Source organism: Streptomyces sp. NPDC002573 (assembly GCF_042889625.1).
GTDB lineage: Bacteria > Actinomycetota > Actinomycetes > Streptomycetales > Streptomycetaceae > Streptomyces > Streptomyces gibsoniae.
Map to the genome: position 1 here is coordinate 1 of NZ_JBIARC010000100.1, position 18703 is coordinate 18703.

At 68.6% G+C, this 18703-nt stretch carries 16 protein-coding genes and 2 pseudogenes; 8 read left to right on the top strand and 10 right to left on the bottom strand.

All coding sequences use genetic code 11. The annotated features are described in order from the left end of the window. The 4 genes and pseudogenes from ACFYX0_RS42240 to ACFYX0_RS42255 form a co-directional block, all read left to right on the top strand. A pseudogene (locus ACFYX0_RS42240) lies at positions 1 to 591 on the top strand (RNA polymerase subunit sigma); the annotation flags it as partial. Positions 592 to 700: 109 nt separating this feature from the next. Further along, positions 701 to 823: pseudogene (locus tag ACFYX0_RS42245) on the top strand (ABC transporter ATP-binding protein); the annotation flags it as partial. 287 nt (positions 824 to 1110) lie between these two features. Next, positions 1111 to 2379 carry a peptidase S8 gene (locus ACFYX0_RS42250; protein WP_388979748.1) on the top strand — a complete coding sequence of 423 codons (1269 nt, stop codon included), beginning with the start codon at positions 1111 to 1113 and terminating at the stop codon, positions 2377 to 2379. A gap of 383 nt (positions 2380 to 2762) precedes the next feature. Next, positions 2763 to 3296, top strand: a complete 534-nt coding sequence (locus ACFYX0_RS42255; RefSeq protein WP_388979751.1) for a hypothetical protein — start codon at positions 2763 to 2765, stop codon at positions 3294 to 3296. A gap of 280 nt (positions 3297 to 3576) precedes the next feature. Here the strand turns inward: ACFYX0_RS42255 and ACFYX0_RS42260 are convergent, their stop codons facing one another. The 4 genes from ACFYX0_RS42260 to ACFYX0_RS42275 form a co-directional block, all read right to left on the bottom strand. Further along, positions 3577 to 3993 (bottom strand): YeeE/YedE thiosulfate transporter family protein, encoded by a 417-nt coding sequence (locus ACFYX0_RS42260; RefSeq protein WP_355923067.1) that lies wholly within the window; start codon positions 3991 to 3993, stop codon positions 3577 to 3579. After that, positions 3993 to 4649 carry a YeeE/YedE family protein gene (locus tag ACFYX0_RS42265; protein ID WP_388979783.1) on the bottom strand — a complete coding sequence of 219 codons (657 nt, stop codon included), beginning with the start codon at positions 4647 to 4649 and terminating at the stop codon, positions 3993 to 3995. The genes ACFYX0_RS42260 and ACFYX0_RS42265 overlap by 1 nt, the downstream gene beginning before the upstream one ends. A gap of 1651 nt (positions 4650 to 6300) precedes the next feature. After that, entirely contained in the window at positions 6301 to 6993 is a 693-nt protein-coding gene (locus tag ACFYX0_RS42270; RefSeq protein ID WP_388979754.1) for a hypothetical protein, read from the bottom strand. A gap of 214 nt (positions 6994 to 7207) precedes the next feature. Further along, complete coding sequence (locus ACFYX0_RS42275; RefSeq protein WP_388979758.1) at positions 7208 to 7438, bottom strand: hypothetical protein; 231 nt, start codon at positions 7436 to 7438, stop codon at positions 7208 to 7210. Positions 7439 to 7884: 446 nt separating this feature from the next. Between ACFYX0_RS42275 and ACFYX0_RS42280 the strand changes: the two genes are divergently transcribed. Beyond that, a complete protein-coding gene (locus ACFYX0_RS42280; RefSeq protein WP_388979761.1) occupies positions 7885 to 9276 on the top strand; it encodes a protein kinase in 1392 nt (463 codons plus the stop codon). 31 nt (positions 9277 to 9307) lie between these two features. Here the strand turns inward: ACFYX0_RS42280 and ACFYX0_RS42285 are convergent, their stop codons facing one another. After that, on the bottom strand, positions 9308 to 9517 hold the full coding sequence (locus tag ACFYX0_RS42285; protein WP_388979764.1) for a hypothetical protein: 210 nt from the start codon (positions 9515 to 9517) through the stop codon (positions 9308 to 9310). A gap of 342 nt (positions 9518 to 9859) precedes the next feature. Here ACFYX0_RS42285 and ACFYX0_RS42290 point away from each other — a divergent pair, with 342 nt between their 5' ends. Next, positions 9860 to 11413: a serine/threonine-protein kinase gene (locus tag ACFYX0_RS42290; RefSeq protein ID WP_388979765.1), complete on the top strand. Its 1554-nt coding sequence runs from the start codon at positions 9860 to 9862 to the stop codon at positions 11411 to 11413. 148 nt (positions 11414 to 11561) lie between these two features. On the opposite strand, the gene ACFYX0_RS42295 is transcribed toward ACFYX0_RS42290, so the two are convergent. Both ACFYX0_RS42295 and ACFYX0_RS42300 read right to left on the bottom strand, forming a co-directional pair. Next, on the bottom strand, positions 11562 to 12059 hold the full coding sequence (locus ACFYX0_RS42295) for a hypothetical protein (RefSeq protein ID WP_388979767.1): 498 nt from the start codon (positions 12057 to 12059) through the stop codon (positions 11562 to 11564). A gap of 182 nt (positions 12060 to 12241) precedes the next feature. After that, positions 12242 to 14038 (bottom strand): trypsin-like serine protease, encoded by a 1797-nt coding sequence (locus ACFYX0_RS42300; protein ID WP_388979770.1) that lies wholly within the window; start codon positions 14036 to 14038, stop codon positions 12242 to 12244. A 957-nt stretch (positions 14039 to 14995) separates the two neighbouring features. Between ACFYX0_RS42300 and ACFYX0_RS42305 the strand changes: the two genes are divergently transcribed. Then, a complete protein-coding gene (locus ACFYX0_RS42305) occupies positions 14996 to 15925 on the top strand; it encodes a hypothetical protein (RefSeq protein WP_388979772.1) in 930 nt (309 codons plus the stop codon). Between the two features lie 333 nt (positions 15926 to 16258). On the opposite strand, the gene ACFYX0_RS42310 is transcribed toward ACFYX0_RS42305, so the two are convergent. Beyond that, positions 16259 to 16999, bottom strand: a complete 741-nt coding sequence (locus ACFYX0_RS42310; protein ID WP_388979775.1) for a hypothetical protein — start codon at positions 16997 to 16999, stop codon at positions 16259 to 16261. A gap of 272 nt (positions 17000 to 17271) precedes the next feature. Here ACFYX0_RS42310 and ACFYX0_RS42315 point away from each other — a divergent pair, with 272 nt between their 5' ends. After that, on the top strand, positions 17272 to 17394 hold the full coding sequence (locus tag ACFYX0_RS42315; protein ID WP_388979778.1) for a hypothetical protein: 123 nt from the start codon (positions 17272 to 17274) through the stop codon (positions 17392 to 17394). Between the two features lie 242 nt (positions 17395 to 17636). Here the strand turns inward: ACFYX0_RS42315 and ACFYX0_RS42320 are convergent, their stop codons facing one another. After that, positions 17637 to 17924 (bottom strand): hypothetical protein, encoded by a 288-nt coding sequence (locus ACFYX0_RS42320; RefSeq protein WP_388979781.1) that lies wholly within the window; start codon positions 17922 to 17924, stop codon positions 17637 to 17639. A gap of 423 nt (positions 17925 to 18347) precedes the next feature. Beyond that, positions 18348 to 18560: a lactococcin 972 family bacteriocin gene (locus ACFYX0_RS42325; RefSeq protein WP_388979786.1), complete on the bottom strand. Its 213-nt coding sequence runs from the start codon at positions 18558 to 18560 to the stop codon at positions 18348 to 18350. Between the last annotated feature and the right edge of the window lie 143 nt (positions 18561 to 18703).

Genomic DNA, 18703 nt, shown 5'->3' on the forward strand with positions numbered 1-18703 from the left:
GCCCGAGCCCGGCGGACCCTGCGCGCCTCGCTGGCCGGGACGCTCGGGCTGGTGCTGTTCCTGGTCGGACGCGGGCGGCTGCGCGGGGGCGGCAATGCGCAGGCGGTCGCGGTCACCTCAACGGCGGCGACCCTGGTGGTGGCGGGGTTCGTGCTGCCGTACGCGCTCGACGCGGGCGGAAACCGGAACGGTCCGGCGCCGCGGCCGGCCGTGTCCAGCCACGCGCAGGTCCTGGGCAGCAAGGCCACGGGCCGGGGGCGCGCCCCCAGGACGCCCACCCCCTCGTCCCCGGCGCCCGGGGTCTGGAGCAGGACGCCCTCACCCACCGGGGGAACGTCCCTGCCGGTGCCCGTGCCGTCCCTGCCGGACGTGTCCGCGCCCCCGCTCCCGAAGCTGTCGACGCCGCAGGTCCCGCAGGTGTCCGTGGTGCCGAAGGTGCCGGGCCTGCCGACCGCCCTGCCGGGCCTGCCGACGAAGTCGGCCGCCTCGCCGGTCCCGGCGCTCCCCCCGTCCTCGGCCGTACCGGCCGCTCCGCTCTCCGTCCCCGCCCCGAGGCCGCCTTCGCGCACGCCGTCGCCGAAGCTGCCGTAGCGCCCCGTACCCGCGTCCGCGAAAAATTCTTCGCACGCCGCGACGGACGCCCCTCCCCTTCCCGTAGAGCAGATGTCGGAGCTGCTCCACGGGCGAAGGGCGGAACCGGATGGGTGTCGAGATCTGTGTGGAAGGGCTGACCAAGTCCTTCGGCCACCAGGTCATCTGGGTCATCTGGCAGGACGTCTCGATGACGCTGCCCATAGGAGGCGCAGGAGTTTTCGTGGCCCCGCAGTAAGCACTACCGCGGACACGCCAGCACCCGCGGCGGTTCACTCGCCTACCGCGACAGCCTCACAAGACCTGCATTGGCATGGCCTTGACCAGCACAAGACGGCAGCCGCATGGTGAACCCATCTGGCCCGTAATTGACCTGACATTTCGTCAACCCATGCTTCTTTTCGTCATGCGGCCCTTCCGAACCGCTTGAACCCGCTCGGAGGTTTGATGCACCGTCGCGAGATACCCTCCGGATCCCCAGTGATCCATCGCCGCCGAACAAGAGGCCGGGTGCCACGCATGGCAGCTGCCCTCACCGCGCTGCTCACACTCGCCGCCACCGCCCTCACCATCGGCCTCGCCACCGGTGCCCAGGCCGCCGCCCTCTCGTCTGCCCCGCGCGCGTCCGCCTCCGCGAGCACAGCGGATTTCGGCTGCGCTCGCCCCGTGCACGCCGGACAGGTCCACTGTTTCGGCGTTCTGAAGGCCCACCGCACCGCCTCGGGCCGCATGTCCCCGTTCACGACCGGATCCCCGACCACCGTGGGGTACGTGCCGTCCGACCTGCGGTCCGCGTACCACCTGGGCGGTACCTCGGGGTCCGGCCGCACGGTGGCGATCGTCGACGCGATGGACGACCCGAACGCTGAGACCAACTTGGCCACTTACCGCAGCGCCTACGGCCTGCCGTCGTGCACCACCGCCAACGGCTGCTTCCGCAAGGTGAATCAGAAAGGAAAGGCATCGCCGCTGCCCTCCGCTGACTACGGATGGGCCGAGGAGATCAGCCTCGACCTCGACATGGTCTCGGCGACCTGCCCCGGCTGCCACATCCTCCTGGTCGAGGCGAACTCGGCGAACACCCCCGACCTCATGACGGCCGAGGACACCGCCGCCACCACCCCGGGCGTCGTCTCCGTCTCCGACAGCTGGGGCGGGTCCGAGGACAACACCATCACCGCCGCCGACTCCCACTTCAAACACTCCGGCGTCGCGATCACCGCGAGCTCGGGTGACTCCGGTTACGGCGCCTCCTGGCCCGCCTCCTCCCCGTACGTCACCGCCGTGGGCGGCACCTCGCTGAGCAAGGCGTCCAACTCGCGCGGGTGGACCGAGACCGCCTGGAGCGGCGCGGGCTCGGGCTGCTCGGGGTACGAGGCCAAGCCGTCCTGGCAGCATGACTCCGGATGCGCCAAGCGCACCGTCGCCGATGTGTCCGCGGTCGCCGACCCCAACACCGGGGTCGCGGTGTACGACACGTACAACAACTGCGGCGGGGGAATGCTGTGCGACACCGAGCTTCAGCTCGGCCTCGCACAGGGTGCCGACGGATGGGTCCAAGTCGGCGGCACCAGCGTCTCGTCGCCGATCATCGCGAGCGTCTACGCACTGGCCGGGAACACGTCTCAGGTTGTTGACGGCTCGTACCCGTACAGCCACAGGTCGGCGCTCAACGACGTCACCGCAGGCAGTAACGGCTTCTGCGGGGGCAGTTACCTGTGCACCGCAGGGCCGGGATACGACGGGCCGACCGGTCTCGGCACACCCAGCGGCACCGGCGCCTTCTGACAGCCGCGCTTTCCGACCGACAAGGGCTGGGCCCGCGCCGCACTGCTGCGCCGCGAGCCCAGCCCTTGCCTCGTCTCAGTTCTTGGGGCGGAGGAGCGCGCGATCGAAGCCCGATGTGCCGCTGCCACCGGGCGCACTCCGCGACACCGATCCGGTCGGCCAGCCAGACCGCGGTTGCCAGGGTCCAGGTCCATGAGCCTGCCCGATCCGCGAGGTCAGCGTAAGGGGCGTGATCACTCGCGCCAAAGCAGCTCCGTAGGCCCAAAAGCCGTTCCGCCGACCTCGCGTCTCAGCTTCCGGTACTTGCTGGTCCGGAACCTTGACTGAACGGGGTCAAGGCAGGGATATGATCGCGCCCTACACATGCGAGGTGGGGAGACCTGGTGAAGCGGCAGCTGATCGGGATGGCCTGCGGTGGAATGGCGGCTCTGGCGCTGCTGACGGGTTGCAGCGATGCCCCCGCTGAGCCGAGTCATGACCGAACCGCCTCACCGGCTGCGTCCGCAGGCCAGGCGGAGGCTCCACAGTCGTCCAAGGCAGTTGTCGCCGAGCAGGTCAAGACGGCCTTGGAGGACCGCCTCTCTCCCGACGAGCAGCGGTTCGGTTCGGGCACAGGATCGCCCTGCTCGACTTCGTCAGCGGTGATGTTCACTGCCACGTGCGGTTCCGCGGCGGAAGCTGCAGGAGCGGATGCGTCGTTCGCCCTGGAGCAGATCGAGCGGCACGAGGGCTTCGCGACGCTGCGTTCTGTCGCGGAGAAGCTCCGGACCGCCGTCACCAGGTACCAGCACCTTGGCTGCGCCGACCACCCGACCGGAGCAACAACTCGTCATGCCTGCCTCGAGCCCGCGGCCCTCATCGCTCAGGGATTCCCAGACCTTCGCGGCGGCGCCAACCTCGGCCTGCGTGGTGCATAGGCTGCGTATGACGGAGCCGCCTCTGGGCCGCCCGAGGTGAACCAGCGTTGACAGACGACAACTAGTTCGGGGACTCGCGCAGGTCACAGGCTCAGCCACAGTGGGCCGCCGCACGTGAGGGACTTGGGTCGTCACTTCCGGAAGAACTAACCGATGCCGAGCCGTCCGGAGGGCTTCCCCGTCGCGCGCAGCCCGAGCCTGTAAGCGCCCTCCGGCCCCCCGCCTCCGCGTCCCCCTCCTCGTCCTCCCACCAGTCCCAGTCCGGATCTGAGGCTCTTGGTCAGAGCCCGCAGGAGCCGCGGTCGAGGTGGAAGTATCGGGCATTGGCCCAACGGCACAGCCGGATACCGACGGCGACGCCGGCGATTGTGACCAGGGCGGGCAGGTATCCGCTGGCGACCTGGGTGATCGGGATTGCCGGGCACCCACCTGAGATGGCCCAGCCCGTACCGAACAACACCGCGCCTGGGATCACCCCGGCGTGGATGCGCCCCGGGGTGCGGCGGACCCGTAGCAGAGCGAACACGCAAGCGATGATCACGACGGCGCCCGCGAAGGAGAACAACATGCGCAGGTCCTGGAAGGTGAACATGCGGTTCAGTTCGGCGTAGTCGCCGAAACCGATGTTCGTGACGGTATAGCCGAGGGCCAGACCGGTGATGATGTTGGCCAGCAGAATCGCGCCCCGGGTGCGCATCAGATCACCTTCCACAAGAGGAACGACACCCCGACGGCGGTGCCGAAGAACACCGCGGTCGCGACGATGCTGACCGGGCGTAGACGGCCGCAGCCGCTGAGTCCGTGGCCGGAGCTGCATCCGCCGGCCAATCGAGTGCCAAAGCCGACAAGCACGCCTCCCACGAACAACAGGGCGACCATGGTGATCGGATTGGCGGTGACCAGGTTCCGAAAACCCGGGCCCATGTCGAAGCGGAGGTGGAACCGCCCGGAGGTGACTGCGGCGATCAGTCCGCCGAGGAAAATCGACACCAGCAAGGCTGCTTGAGTGACCAGAGGGACCGGGCGCAGACTCGTGACCGCGGGGCCGTCACCTGCAGCCGGTTCGTCGGCCGGATCGAGTGATTGTGTCTCCCCGTTCGGAGGCTGCGGCATGGTGGGCGCGCCGGGTCCGGTTCCGAAGTGCTCCGCGGTGGCCACTGCGAGCGCGTCAGCGAGAGCACGATCGTCTTCGAACTCCTCCTCCGCCCGCTCGAGCTGACGTTCACTGCGCCAGTGCAACACGCGGTCCCACGCCGAGGAGACCCCGAAAGACCGATCGGTGGCGAGGGTGTAGTTGATGGTGACCAGAGCGAGCCCGACAGCACCCGCCCACCAGGGCCAGTAGGAACTCATGCGGGGCCTTTCATCCAATCGGCGAATCGAGCCCACCAGCCGCGCTTCGAGCCGGACGCCGGGCGCACGTGTCGAGCGAGGCGGTCTGCAGGCGGGGGAAACTGTGCGGGTGGTGACGGTTGGTGATGTCCAACCGGCTCCGGCGCAGGGGTTGCTGCGAACGCGGCGGTCATCTCCGGCGACGCGGTTCCCGGTCCTGACCACTCAGGTGGCTGGCCTGGTCCCGGCTGGGACCAGGCCGCGGTCTGCGAAAACCAGGGATTGGGTCCTGGTGGCGGGGCCTGTCGGGGTGCCTGCCCTGGGTTGGCGCCGCCGGACCGGCTCTCATCGGCCGCGGGTTCGAGGTGCCGCGCGCGGACTCCGTTGGGCAACAGGCTGATCGGCACGCGCTCGCCGGTGAGTGACAACTGGTAGCGCGCACAGTCGTGCCACCGATCCTCGCTGTCGCAGTAGTACTTGCGCCAACCTTGCAAGCTTGCCCTGAGTAGGGGAAAAAGGGGGCATGTTGCGGCGTGCGGGCAACCCACGTTGCTGCCTCCTGACCGGCGCACACCGCCCGTTCGCAGGGGGCGGCTGCCGTTGTCGATTCTTGTCCTTCCCGCGCCCGGTCGACGATCGCAATACGTCGAGGGGTGCAGGCACAGCGCCGTATTTTGATTCCCCGTCACCGCGTTCCGGCATGATGCAACCATTGTTTCGGTATCCCGGGCAACCCAGGACGGTTTTTCAACCAAACCACTTGACATCGCATGGTGAGATACGCCACGTGACGGAGGTGCCCGCCTATCACCCATGTCCGGATATTCGCCTCCGACAGCGCCAGACCTCGTGGATCAAGATTCGACCCCATGGAGACGACCTTTGCCGGGGCTGATCAATTACTTGTGGAGAGGGCGTGAAAATCGGGTCTTATTCTGCTGAGAAAGTGAAAATCGCAGCTGGCCGATGAAGATATTGACGGAGGAGAATGATGTGTCGACGTGTTGCCTGCCGGATGTGTCGGAAGGTGACCTATGAGGGTTGCGGGCGCCATGTGGAGCAAGTGCTCGCCGGTGTGCCAGCGGCTCAACGGTGCATGTGTGAGTCAGCGAAGCAGGGGCGTACGCACACACCGGAGGCATCGGCTCGATCGGCACAGGTGTCGACCCGACCGGGCGGGCGGCTACCACCCGCGGGCGTTGCTCGACGCCAAGGAAGTTCATCGGGCTCGTCGAGAGGTGGCTGGTGGGCTCGGCTCGTCGATTGGGCGAGAAGTCCGGCATGAGGTTATGGCGTGAGGAGGTCAGCTGCGCCGGCTGGGCACCCAAGTCCGAGAGGTCTGCTATTGCGCCCTGAAAGCCAGGATTTCGACCCTGCCTCCACGCACTGAAGGTGATCTTGCCGCCGCAGGGCGTCTCCGCAGGCTTGCGGCACGCGCCCGTCACCTGAGAACGGCAAGGGACATGGGTGTGATTCGGCACTGACCGACGAGGCGGGCAACTCGGTGTGGATCTCGGCGGCGAAGCCGGGGCGCTCCGGCGAGAGCACCACCACCGCCCGCCACAACAAGATCACCACCCGCCTGCCGTGGTCGGCCTGGGCGCTCACACGACGGTGCCCCCGTACTCGTCGCCCGGACGAGCACGGGGGCACCCGTCATGGCCTGCAGGCGTCAGCCCCGGGAGGCCCTGCGACGCCACAGCGCCAGGTAACCGCCCGCGGCCACCAGCGCCGCCGCGGCGCCCGACAGCAGGCCCACCGGGGCGCTGCTGCCGGTCTCGGCCAGATCGCCGCTGCCGCCCTGCGCGGAAGGGGACGCGGCGGCCGACGGGGCGGCACCGCCCTCGCCGGAGGAGGCACTCGGCGAGGCCGTCGCACCTGCCGAGCCCACAGGCGAGGGCGACGCCGAGGGCGACACGGAGGCGGACGGCGTCGTACCGCCGCCACCGCCTTCGGAGCCCTTGCAGTCGGTCCAGAACACCTTGTGCTTGGCGGCGCCCTTCTCGCCGTCGAAGTTCCAGAACAGCTTGTAGTGACCGTCGGGCAGGGACATGTCCGACGTACGGCCGTGGCCTTCGGCATCCAGGGTGATGGCGCCGGACTTCACGGTCACGCCCTTGGTGGCGGCGCTCGGAGCCCAGGCTTCGATGTGCCAGTCGACTTGCTGGACCGCGTCGTAGCCGAAGGCGTCGAGGTAGAACGTGCAGACGTGGGGCTCGTTGCGGCGCAGCTCCTCGCCTGTCTTGGCGTCGTGGATCTTCACCGTCCCGTTGTCACCGGGAGCGGTGGCGTGCGCGGCCGGTGCGAGGAGCAGCACGGCCGAGACGCCGGCGGTCAGCGCGCCGGCGCGGATGAGGGTACGCATGGGGCAGGCCCATCTTCGAGATACGAATGGGAAGATGTGGAGGGGGCGGTTCAGCATTCAGCCCGGCCTGACGACGGGGCAAGCACGAACAGGCAACGAACGGATCTACCACCGACGTGGGGGCCGTCCTCGGGACCTGCGGGCGTCCCGCCGGGTGCGGAGGCGCCATCGCGGCGCCTCTCGCTCAACTGGCCATGCCGGCCGCTGTGCCCGGCTAGCCGGCATCGCCGTCTTTCACCAGGACGATGATGTCGCCGTTGGGTCTTCCCATGACCGGGTATCCCAGCGAGGTCATCAAACAGGAGACGGCGGCCTGCACCGCAACCCGCATACCGTCCCCGCAATCACCGCCGGGCTGGTCAGCAGCCAGCGCAGTGAATCCGTCAGACGTAGCCCAGGCGACCAGCACCCCGGCAGGGGTCTCACTGACCTGGAGACCGGGCATCCGGCGATCTACTCCGCCAACCACTTCAAATCCCGCCTGGTTCAGAGCATGCCGGACCCGCGCGACAACCCCAGCCACCTCACACGACACAATCCTCGCCTGCCCGCAGCCGGGGCATTCATGCCCACGCGTGCGGGGGGCTTAATGGACGATCTGTAACGCTTGCGAGCTCAGCACCACACACATGTGTTGACCTCATGTCGGCAGGCGGTCACCCGTGACACTTGAAACCCGCGTTGCGCTGGAGAAAGTGGCCCCAGGACGTGGGGTGGGCCGTCTGCTCTCCAGGGGAGTTACGCGGGCGGCATCGTGCAGGGGCGGGGCCGTCTTCCCCCGTGACGGACCCGCCCCTGCACGCCTCTTCCGGAGAACGGGCGACCCACCAAGCCGAGCCGATCACGCCTGACCGAGCCGTCTGTCTGCCGGGTGGCTGAATAATGACCGCCATGATGAATCAACTCGTGGCCGGACGCTACCGACTCGAACGCCCCCTGGGGCGCGGCGGTATGGCAACGGTGTGGCGGGCCAGGGACGAGGTACTGGGCCGTGCGGTGGCGGTGAAGCTCATGGCCGAGGGGGCGCTGCACGACGCCTCGGCCGTCGAGCGGTTCCGTCACGAGGCGAACACTGTGGCCGGTCTCGGACACGCGAACATCGTCACCGTCTTCGACGCCGGCGTGGACGGGCATGTGCCCTTCCTGGTGATGGAGTTGATCGAGGGGGCTGACCTCGGCTCGCTGATCGCGCGTGGGCGGTTGCGGGTCGAGTACGCCGTCGCGGTGGCGGACCAGGTGTGCGCGGCGCTGGAGACCGCGCATCGGGCGGGGGTGGTGCACCGTGACCTCAAGCCCGCAAACCTGCTCATGAGCCCGGACGGCACGGTGAAGGTGGTCGACTTCGGCATCGCCCGTACGGCCGCGACCGCGCGCGCCGGGCTCACTGCCGTCGCCACCGTGGTCGGCACCAGCGCCTACATGGCGCCCGAGCAGGCGACCGGTGCCCCGGTGGACGCCCGTGCCGACCTGTACGCGCTCGGCTGCGTCCTGCACGAGATGCTCACCGGGGAGCCGCCCTTCACGGGCGAGGACCCGATGGCCGTCCTCTACCAGCACCTGCACCAGCCGCCGCGGCCGCTGCGCGGCATACGCCCGGAGGTCCCCGCGGACCTGGAACGGCTGGTGGTCGACCTGCTGGCGAAGGACCCCTTCGACCGTCCGGCCGATGCAGGGGCCGTGCGCGAGCGCCTTGCCGGTGCCGGTTCATCCCCTGCACTCACCACCCTGCCCATGCCCGCCGCTCCCGAGGCCGGGGCCAACGGGATTCGCCCCGAGGCGGTAGGGCGTCGGGGCCGGGCCACGGCGCGTCCCGACCGCCGAAACCGGCGCGGGCTCGTCCTGCTCGGCGCGGCGGTCTTCGCGGCGGCGGCCATCACCGGCTACCTGGTGAACTCGTCCGGCTCCCCCCACGCGAACCAGGCCGCCGACCCGGCACCGTCGGCCACCGCGCCCACCTCCTCGGCGCCCGCCACCTCGGCTCCCTCGCAGACAGCGTCGAGTCCGTCGACCGCCGCCACGGCAATCCAGCACCAGGGAACGGTCGCCGATGTGCAGAGGGTCGTCACCACGGAGCAGCTCAGCGGCGGCCTGGCCCGCGACGCCGCACAAGACCTGCACAACCGGCTCAAGGAGATCGCCAAGCAGCGCGCCAAGGGGCGTACGGACGACGCCGACCACAAGATCGAGGACCTGCGGGGTCGCCTGAAAGGCCTCCAGCGCGCCGGCAAACTCACCGCCGCGGGGGCCACCCGGATCACCGCCGCACTCGACGCGCTCGGCTGAGCGGCCGAGCGTATGCGAGCTGCGGCCGGTGTCACCCCGGCTCCTCGTCGGTCGAGCGCCTGATCGACGGCATCGGGGCTGCGGGGCAACTCCGGTCAGCATGGCATGCCGGGGCAGAAAGCTGATTGAGGAACAGCTGCCCGGCAGTTGCCAGATCCGAACAGTGCCGCATGCGGTCGTCGGGCTGGACGTCGTCCCACTTGGTATTGCGCTCCTTACGCACACCGATCTGGATCAGCAACCTCAGCCGCTCCCCGGAGCAGCCCCGACTCTCTGCTCGGGAACACGACAGGCGGTACTGCGACCCCCAGACGCCGTCCCTGTTCCACTTCACCATCCCCGCTCCGCACTCCGAGCGCGGGTCGTACGGCCCGTCGGGCACCTTCCGCACCAGGTGCCGAAAGACACGCGGTTCGGTAAACGCAACCGGCAGCTACTCCGTCTCGATCGCCTCACGGGGCATCGGCCACGACGAAGCCGGCCCGACGCATCCTGAACGGCCAGGCGAGGCTTCAAGCTGCATCGGCGGACTCAGGCCCGATACGCCGCAGTGATCGGCACTCGCTTAAGGTGTGGCCCTCTGATGGGGAACGCGTGGGGGTGGGGTGTGCACGGCACGCTGCTGGCCGACCGGTACAGCTTGACAGAGCCGCTGGGCAGCGGTGGCATGGCGCAGGTCTGGCGGGCCTGGGACACGTCCCTGAGCCGGAACGTGGCGGTCAAACTCCTGACAGCACCGGCCGCCGACCCGTCCGCCGGGCAGTACTTCATGGACGAGGCGCAGGCCACGGCCCGGCTGACGCACGCCGGGATCGCTGCGCTGTACGACTTCGGACACGCTGCGGACGGCCGCCCGTTCCTGGTGATGGAGCTGGTCGAAGGTCACAGCCTGGCCGAAATACTGCTGACCGAAGGTCAGTTGGCCTCGGACAGGGTCGCCGACCTGGGTGCACAGGTGGCCCGCGCGCTGGCCGCCGCCCACGCCGCGGGCGTCCTGCACCGCGACGTCAAGCCCGCGAACCTGCTGGTGACCGATGACGGCACCGTGAAGGTCGTGGACTTCGGCATCGCCCAGGTGACCGACCACATCCCGCTCCCGGACGGCGCACCGGTACTGGGCACCGCCGCCTACACGGCCCCGGAGCTGGCACTGCACCACCCGGCCGGCCCCGCCTCCGACCTCTACGGGCTCGGCTGCGCGCTGTACGAACTCCTGACTGGCCAGCCGCCCTTCACCGGCGGCGACGCCGCTCAGGTCCTCTACCGCCATGTACACGAGCAACCCGCCCGGCTGGCCGACATTCGTCCCGACGCCTCACCGGAGCTGCTGCGCGCGGTCGAGGCGCTGCTGGCCAAAAATCCCGCCGACCGCCCCCAGAGCGCGGCCGAGGCGGCCCGTCGACTCCAAGCCCCCCTTCTCCAGGCAACCGCCGACCAGGAGGGCACACAGATACTGCCACCGGTCGGGGACGTCACCGCCCCTCTGCCGCCCATCGCCGATGGCGCTGTCCAAGACGGCGCGCCGGGCGAGCCGAGAGCCTCCCGTCGCCGGGTGCAGCGTGCGCCCCGGGTGCCGCTCCCGCTGCTCGTCGGCGGTCTCGTCGCCGTCGGCGCCCTGCTGCTGACGGTGTTCTTCCTCCTCCTCGGCGGTGGCGACGTCGGCGGCTCCGCCACTGTTGCCTCCCCCGAATCCCGCGCTGCCTCCACCGCGGACACCAGCGAGCCGGACGGGGAAGCATCCTCGTCCTCGGCTCAGCCGTCTCCCGCCGCGTCCACGCCGACAGCCGCAGCGAGCGCCACGCCCAGCGCGACACCCAGTGCGACACGCAGCGCCACCCCCAGCCGCACGCCGAGCCCGACCGTCAAGCAGGCCGTCGCTCAGGACCCCGCGACCCTCAGCCGCCAGCTGATCGGCGCTCTCGTCGGCCAGTCCGGGAACATGGCGCAGGACGTGTACAACAACGCCCAGAAGCAAGCCGCCCAGATCGACCAGAAGATCCAGCAGGGCTCGACCGCCCAGGCAGCCGACAAGGCCCAGGCGCTCGACAAGACCCTCAGCGACGCCCAGAAGAAGGGCAAATGGGGCGGAAACGCGCAGATCATGCAACTCTTGGCCCAGCTGGCCGCCTTGGGCTGACCCTCCGTTCCGCGCCCACGTCCAGGGGCATCCGGTCGCGTCCGTTGCCCCTGGACGTGGGCGTCACTCGGGCGCGGTGCGGCCGGAGGGGCGGTGGTCCGCCCGGCTGAATGCCTCGTCGATGACTCGGCGCGGCCCTTGCGATGTTTCAGGCGTCGCCGGTAGTCGGTGTCTGGGCCGTCTCCCGGTGTTGGAAGAACGACGGGGCGGCGATCACGAGGAGCACGGGGAGGACGACGTCAGCGACGAGACTGCGACTGAGAAGCGTGGAGTCGTGCGCTCCAAAGGTGGCGCTGTAGCCGATGGCGGCGATCAGCACCGCCCAGCAGGCGAACCAGGCCCAACGCTGGCCCCGCCGGAACGCGAAGATCACAACTGCCAGGAAGAGCAGCCCGAAGGTGAGCTCGTGCAGCGCGTACCCGTATTCCAGTGTCGAGATGTAGCGCGCGGTGCCATGTGCTGTCGCCTGCGTGTGGGCGAACTGGGTGCCGGTGAGATTGGTGAAGGTGGAGGTGTGGTCGGTTGGCAGGCCGTGAGCGTGCGTGCCGATGATGTCCATGACCGGGGCGAAAAGGAAGAACAAGCCAAGCAGTGTGAGGCCAATCCAGGCAGTGGTGTGGGCTTTCGATGGTGTCGGTGCCGCCATGGCTTCCCCCTCGCAGGCGACCACCCGGCCCGGGCGGCAAGGAGCCTACCAGCGCTGCGGCAGGCCGCGTTAACTTGAATCATCTTCCACTTCTGTCCCGTTCGGCCCCTGCCCGGCCGGTGTGACGCGGGCCCCTGAGCGTCTTCGAGACACTCAGGGGCCCGCTCAGCAACGGTCGGCCGTCAGCCGAAGAGGTTGTACTGCTGCCAGCCGGTGCCGATCGTCACCGGGGTGCCGAAGATGTCGGACGTGGCCTTGCCCGTGCCCGGGTAGAGATAGAGCGTGCCGGCCGAGGTGCGGGCGACGAGGTCGGCCCTGCCGTCCCCGGTGATGTCGCCGACGGCGCCGAACGCGTTGAACTGGCCCCACGTACGGACCTGGATCCGGGCGCCGAACGCCCCCGAACCGGACTTGCCGGTGCCCGGGTAGAGGTACACGTAGGAGTTGCTACTGCTGCGGGCGAGCAGGTCGGCCTTGCCGTCGCCGGTGAAGTCGCCGTGGCCGAGCAGCACGTTGTACTGGTTCCAGCCGCTGCCGACCCCGACCGGCGTGCCGAACGTGCCGTTGCCGAGACCCGGGTAGATGTAGAGGGTCCCGCTCGCCGTCACCGACAGCAGGTCGGGCAGGGCGTCGCCGGTGACATCGCCGGGCGCGACGATCTTCGTACGGGTGGACCAATTGCCGAAGAGCAGGGTGGTGGCCCAACTGTCGCTCGCCGGGATGTAGTGCCGCCAGTAGACGGCGCCGGTGGAGGCGCGACGGATGATCTGGTCCTGGTAGCCGTCCCGGTTGAGGTCGGTCTGCAGGATGACGTTCTTGTCGCTGTAGGAGCCCCAGGAGATCCGCGTGGCGAAGGACGTGCCCTTGGAGTCGTACTCGTAGCCGGTGTTGTCCGACGCACGGCGCACGAAAAGGTCGGCATTGGCGTCGCCGCTCAGATTGGTGTCGTCGATACGCGGGTAGGCCGTGCCGACGTACGTGCTCACCTTCGTGAAGACGCTGTACGAGCCGGAGGCCACGCAGTTCTCGACGCCCCAGGAGACCACGCCGACGATCTTGCCGCCGACGATCAGTGGGCCGCCCGAGTCCCCGTTGCAGGCGGCGATGGTGCCGCTGTCTGATCCGCTGGCCGGGGTGCCTGCGCAGATCATGTGGCCCGCGACGAAGTTGGTGGTGTAGGTGCCGGAGCAGGTGGCGTCCGAGACCATGGGCAGGGTCGCGGTGCGCAGCGTCTGCGCTATGTCGCCACTGGTGGAGCTGGTGCGGCCCCAGCCGTACAGGGTGGCGTTGGTGCCTGCCGTGTAGGAGGAGGTGTCGTTCGACGTGGTGATGTTGATGGGCTTGGCGCTGATCGGGTTCGGCAGCGTCAGGACCGCGATGTCGTTGTCGACCGTGGTCGCGTTGAACGACGGGTGGTTCCACTGCCGCCATACGCCGGAGACCGTGCCTCCGTGCAGGTCGACCGAGCCGTCGCTGTTGTCGGTCGGCAGCTGGTCGGTGCCGGTGACGATGGTGCCGTTGGCGTGCCAGTCGTAACCCTTGACGCAGTGCGCGGCGGTGAGGATCTTCGTCGGGGACACGACCGAGCCGCCGCAGAAGAAGCTGACGTCGTCCGAGGTGTCGCTGGTGCCCTTGTCGTCGTCGTACCAGAGCTGCGCCATCCACGGAGCCTTGGCGATCGTGGTCTCCGTACCGCCGATGATCTTCGGGTCCACGGTGGACGTCGCGGAAGTCGAGGGCGTCGCGTTCGGCGCCGCGGTGGTCGAGGATCCGGCGGCCGGCGCTGCGGTGGTCGCGGACGGCTTGGACGACGTCCGCGAGGTGAGGCCGGTCCGCAGCGCGCCCTGCACACGCGCCGTCAGCTGGGCCTGCGAGGGGGATGCGGCCCTCGCCGGGGCGGGAGTGGGAGCGGCAGCAGCAGGGGAAGCATGGGCGGACGCCAAAGAGAAGACGCCAGCAAGGGCGGCGGCAAGCGCCACGGCGGCGGGAACAACTCTCCGCGCCCGTCGCCGGCGTCTTACGCCCCCGTTGGCCCTGTGGGCAGAGAACACTCAGGTCTCCCGTCGGTGAAAGGGGTTTTCTCACACGCGGACAGGGAGAAAGCCGCCGACCGACGGCAGCTCGCGGGTACCGCCAACTGGTCCGGGACCAACAGGTCCCCGAAATTTTGTTCCCCGCCCGGCAGCCGCCCGATCGTAGGACCAATCGGGAGTTGACCCCGGCACCGGACAGGAAACGAATGCGGAACAACCGCAAAAGATCTCGTAAAGACGCCGAGTTGGCGTCGCTGGGGACCACGCTTCCCGTGGCCTGTGCTGCTGCGCCAACAGCAGCGCACAGCCATGGCCATCAGAGATCACCCGCGAGCCGCATGATCTGGTCTGGCCTCGTTGGGGCACGGCCTGAAAAGCAGAAGGTCGCCGGTTCGGCGCCGGCCCCAGCCACCACCGCCCTACGGCACAGTGCACGATCCAGGTGGATGCCCCGCCCGTCCTCCGGCAGGGCGCCCCAGGGTTCATCGCAAGTGGTGCATCGGGTACGCGATGCCCAAGAGGGCACCAGATGCGCCGGCTTTGACCGCTACGCGGGTCAGCTCATCCGTCGCCGTACCATCGGGTGCCGCGCAAGGCGGCGGGTTACTGGAGGACGTTCGCGGGCATCTCGGTTGGCGGACGAGGCAACGTCTCGGTCCGGTGGAGATCCCTTGAACTTGCCCACCCGCAACTCCATGATCTTGTGCCGTGATACAGCTTCCCCTCTACGTCGCAGTGCTTGTCCTGATCATGGGCCTGGTTTTCCGGCAGCCGCTGGCCCGAGCACGGGCGAAACGCGCCGCGCGGCGCTTCGAACCGACCCGGTACGGCCTGCCCTCCCGAGACGAACTGGATCCCGGACGTGCCGGCCCACCACCCCCGAAGAGAGCCCGACTGGAACTCATGGCGCTCACAGACGCGGCCTCGCAGGGCGACTGGCGGCCAGCGGCCGCCTACCTCCACCACGCGGGCCAGGACTGGGACGAACGCTGGCACCGGGTTCAACTGCTCGGCGAGATCGCCACCGAGAACGGCTACTGGCTCGCCCAATGGAGCCAGGACCGACCGGACAGCGGCGACGCCGCCACCCTCAAGGCCCACGTGCTGCTTCACAACGGATGGGCCATCCGCGGCAGCGGGTACGCCCGCGAGGTTCCCGCACAGCACATGCGCCAGTTCCACGACCACCTTCATTCTGCGGTCGAGACCGCACGGCAGGCCGCCGCACTCGCACCCGAGGACCCGGGCCCGTGGGTCGTCATGGTGACCGCCGCACGCGGCCTGAAGTACACCCACGCACAGTTCCGTTCGCTCTGGAACGAGCTGACCCGGCGAGCCCCGCACCACTTCATGGGTCACCGACAGGCGCTGGAATACTGGACCCCCAAATGGCACGGCACCGACCACGACATGCTCGCCTTCGGCGAGCACGCGATACGCACCTGCCCTCCCGGCAGCCCCGTCGCCGGCATATACCTCTACGCCGTGGCCGAGCACGTTCAACGCCAGGGCAAGCTGCCGTCAACTCCCTCGTCCAGGCGCAAGCGCCTGCTCGCGGACGTGAACCGCGCTCTGAACCAGGTCCCCGAGGACAACCCGTACCTGCCTTCGCTGCGCCACCTTCTCGCCCACCGGCTCAGCCACGCGGGAATGTTCGACCAGGCTCTCGATCAGTTCCGCCGCATCGGCCCCTGGTGCGGCGCCGCACCCTGGAGCAGCAGCAACGACCCCATCATCGCCTTCGACACCGAACGCGCCATCGCCGCCACCAACGCCGGCCGCCGCGCCAAAGCCACTCAGGGACTGCCGGAAAACAACTTCGCGAAGTCTTGAGAGAGCGGTTCATAAGCCTTTGAGTCGTGGCTGCGGCTGTCGTCGGCGCCGTTGCTCCGCCAGCGCAGCGCCGGGGACGTGGCACGGTGTCGGGAGGCGATGCTTCCGGCGAGCCGTGAGCAGCCTCGGAGCCAGGTGCTCCAGAAGGCTGTTGAGTGGGATATCGGTGGCATGGTTCGACGGCACTGAATAGCCGGTCGGCGCGGCGCACTTCAGGGGTGAACGCGCCTACATCACAAGGTTGCAGGTTCGAATCCTGCCCAGTGCCCACAGGCCAGAGGCCCCGGAGAGATCCGGGGCCTCTGGCTTATCGTGAGGTGAATGCAGCGTGGGTCAGGACGTAGTCACCGTGCCGTCTTTGTGGTGCCGCTGGCCCATAGGGCACCGCCCTTGCCGGGTCCGCCGGTCCTCTTGTAGACGACCAGGTTTCCGTCGTTTCTGCATCACCACGTAGGCGCCGGAGTTGCGGTACGTGCCGGTGGACCACAGGGCGCCGCCCTTGCCGGGCCCCCCGGTGCTCTTGTAGACGACGAAGTTGCCGTCTGACTGCATCACCGCGTACGCGCCCGGGTGGCCGTAGGTCCGGCTCGACCAGATGGCGGCGCCGTCACGTCGGCGGTACATCACCAGGTTGCCGTCCGTCTGCATGACCAGGCGGGTGTAGGTGCCCTGCGTCCACCAGCCGGGCTTGAGGGTGGTGCCCGAGGCGATGGTCTGGTGCCGGGCGTATGTGCCGCTCGCCCATAGCGGTGTGAGGCTTGCCTGCTCGTAGACGACGATGTTGCCGTCGTCCTGCACGGTGGCGTACGCACCCGGCGCGCCGTTTGCCGGGCCGGACCACAGGGCGCCGCCCGTGCCGGGTCCCCCGCTGCTCTTGTAGACGACGAGCTCGCCGTCTGTCTGCATCACCGCGTACGCACCAGGGTTGCCGCTGGTGTGGCTGGACCAGATCGCCTGGCCGGTGCCCTTGCCGGTCTTCAGGTACGCCACGAGGTTGCCGTCCGCCTGCATGGTCAGCGTCATCGTGGAGCTGCTCAGGCTGTGCCCCGGGGACAGGCGCTGCCCGGGGTACATGAAGGCGCCTGCGGCGGGGGGGCTGGGGTCGAGGCGGGGATGTGCGGGTCGACGAGGTGGATGTTCTTCCCGCTGTCCACGTAGGCGATGCCGCGCTGGTCCTTGTCGACGGCCCAGGTGACCCTGCGGTCGTCGGCGACCGGTCCGCCGGACAGGTCGGACAGGTCGGACAGGTCGATGGTGGTGGCGGTGTCAGCTTGCCCGCCATCGAGTCGTGCTCGACGACGAATCCGTCCCCGAGCTGTGCGAGACCGGCGGGCACGGCAACGTCCTTGCCGCTGGCCAGGTCCCACACGCCCGCCGGGCCCGAGCTCCCGCACGACCAGTACACCCAGTGCTGCGCGGCCGCCTGCAACTCGCCGGGCGTGCACGGCGCGCCGGTCGCGACGGTCTGAACGGTGCGCCGGGTGGTGAGGTCGATCTGGGTCAGGGCCCCCGCGGAGGAGCCGGGTACCCACACCGTGGGCACGGGGCACGTCGAGCGCGGCAGGATAGGAAACCCCGGACTCCTGTGCCGGCGAGTTGAGATGTCGAACACCTCCCTCAACGGCACGGGAGCCTTGTCCGTTGCGGACGGTTACGTCGTCACTCGACCAGTGGCCACGCTGAAACACCTCGGTGGCCACGCTGAAACACCTCACTGGCCAACCCCCACCCCGGCGGAACGAATACGGCGAGACCTCCACCAACCCCAGACCGTGTGGCCCACCAGAGCGACCGCAACGGCAACAGCCGTGAACCGAACGGTGGTCCAGGTACCCAGAACAACCAGACTCGGCCCGCGCGACTCCGTCTCCAGACGCATGGAAGTCTCATAAAAAGCCACCAGGGGAATAAGCAGCCGGAAGAACAGGCCGCCGATGCCCGGCACCTGCGCGAGGTTCCCCAGGAGCCCAAGGGGTGCTCCGAAGGAGAATGCCAGCACACCCCAGAGGGCAATTCCGGATGATCCCGCACCTGGGGAAACCAGTCCCCCAGGGAAGCCAGGCTTCCCTTAGTCAGGTAGTAGGTCACGACACCGATAGCCAGCCCCAGAGGCGCGAGAAAAACCGATTCGATTTTAGACCGGCGGAAATAACCCACCAGAAACGCGTAACAGGCCCACGGCCACCCACCGGTGAAAACGGCGCCCACGGCCGCACCTGGACGGCCGCCCCAATGCTCAGCGGTAGGCCCTATCAGGCCAAGCAACAAGCCAAGCCCGAGTGGCACCGCAAACGACGCGGCCCGAGCACCCCAAAAATTCACTCTCTCCCCTTCCGGCCCTAATGCGGCATTACTCCGGGCCCGTGTGCGCCCGGAGTAATGACCACCCGAGAGAGATCAACCCTCATCACCCCGGACAAATTTAGGCATTATCGCAATCTGCATAGCAGGTCCATGCCGCACCTTGTGTTGAGTTGGCGTAGGAAGTCTGCCCCTTCGCCACCCAGTCACTTGAATGGTCGACGTTCTGGACCTTGACCGTTGACTTGTGCGTCACATCCGCGATGTAGTTCGAGTAGCACTTCTTTCCAGCCGACACCAGATCGCACCCATAGCACCACTTGCCATGAGTCACAGTCTGGCAGGTATTCCCTAGCGGCTGAACGGCCGAATTTCTGACTTCTAGCCTCGATTCGTCAGCGGTCGCGATTGCCTGATGAGGTTGATGGTTCGCCCTGTTTGTCCCGCGTGATCGCGGGCGGGGCCTTCGCGTGTCGC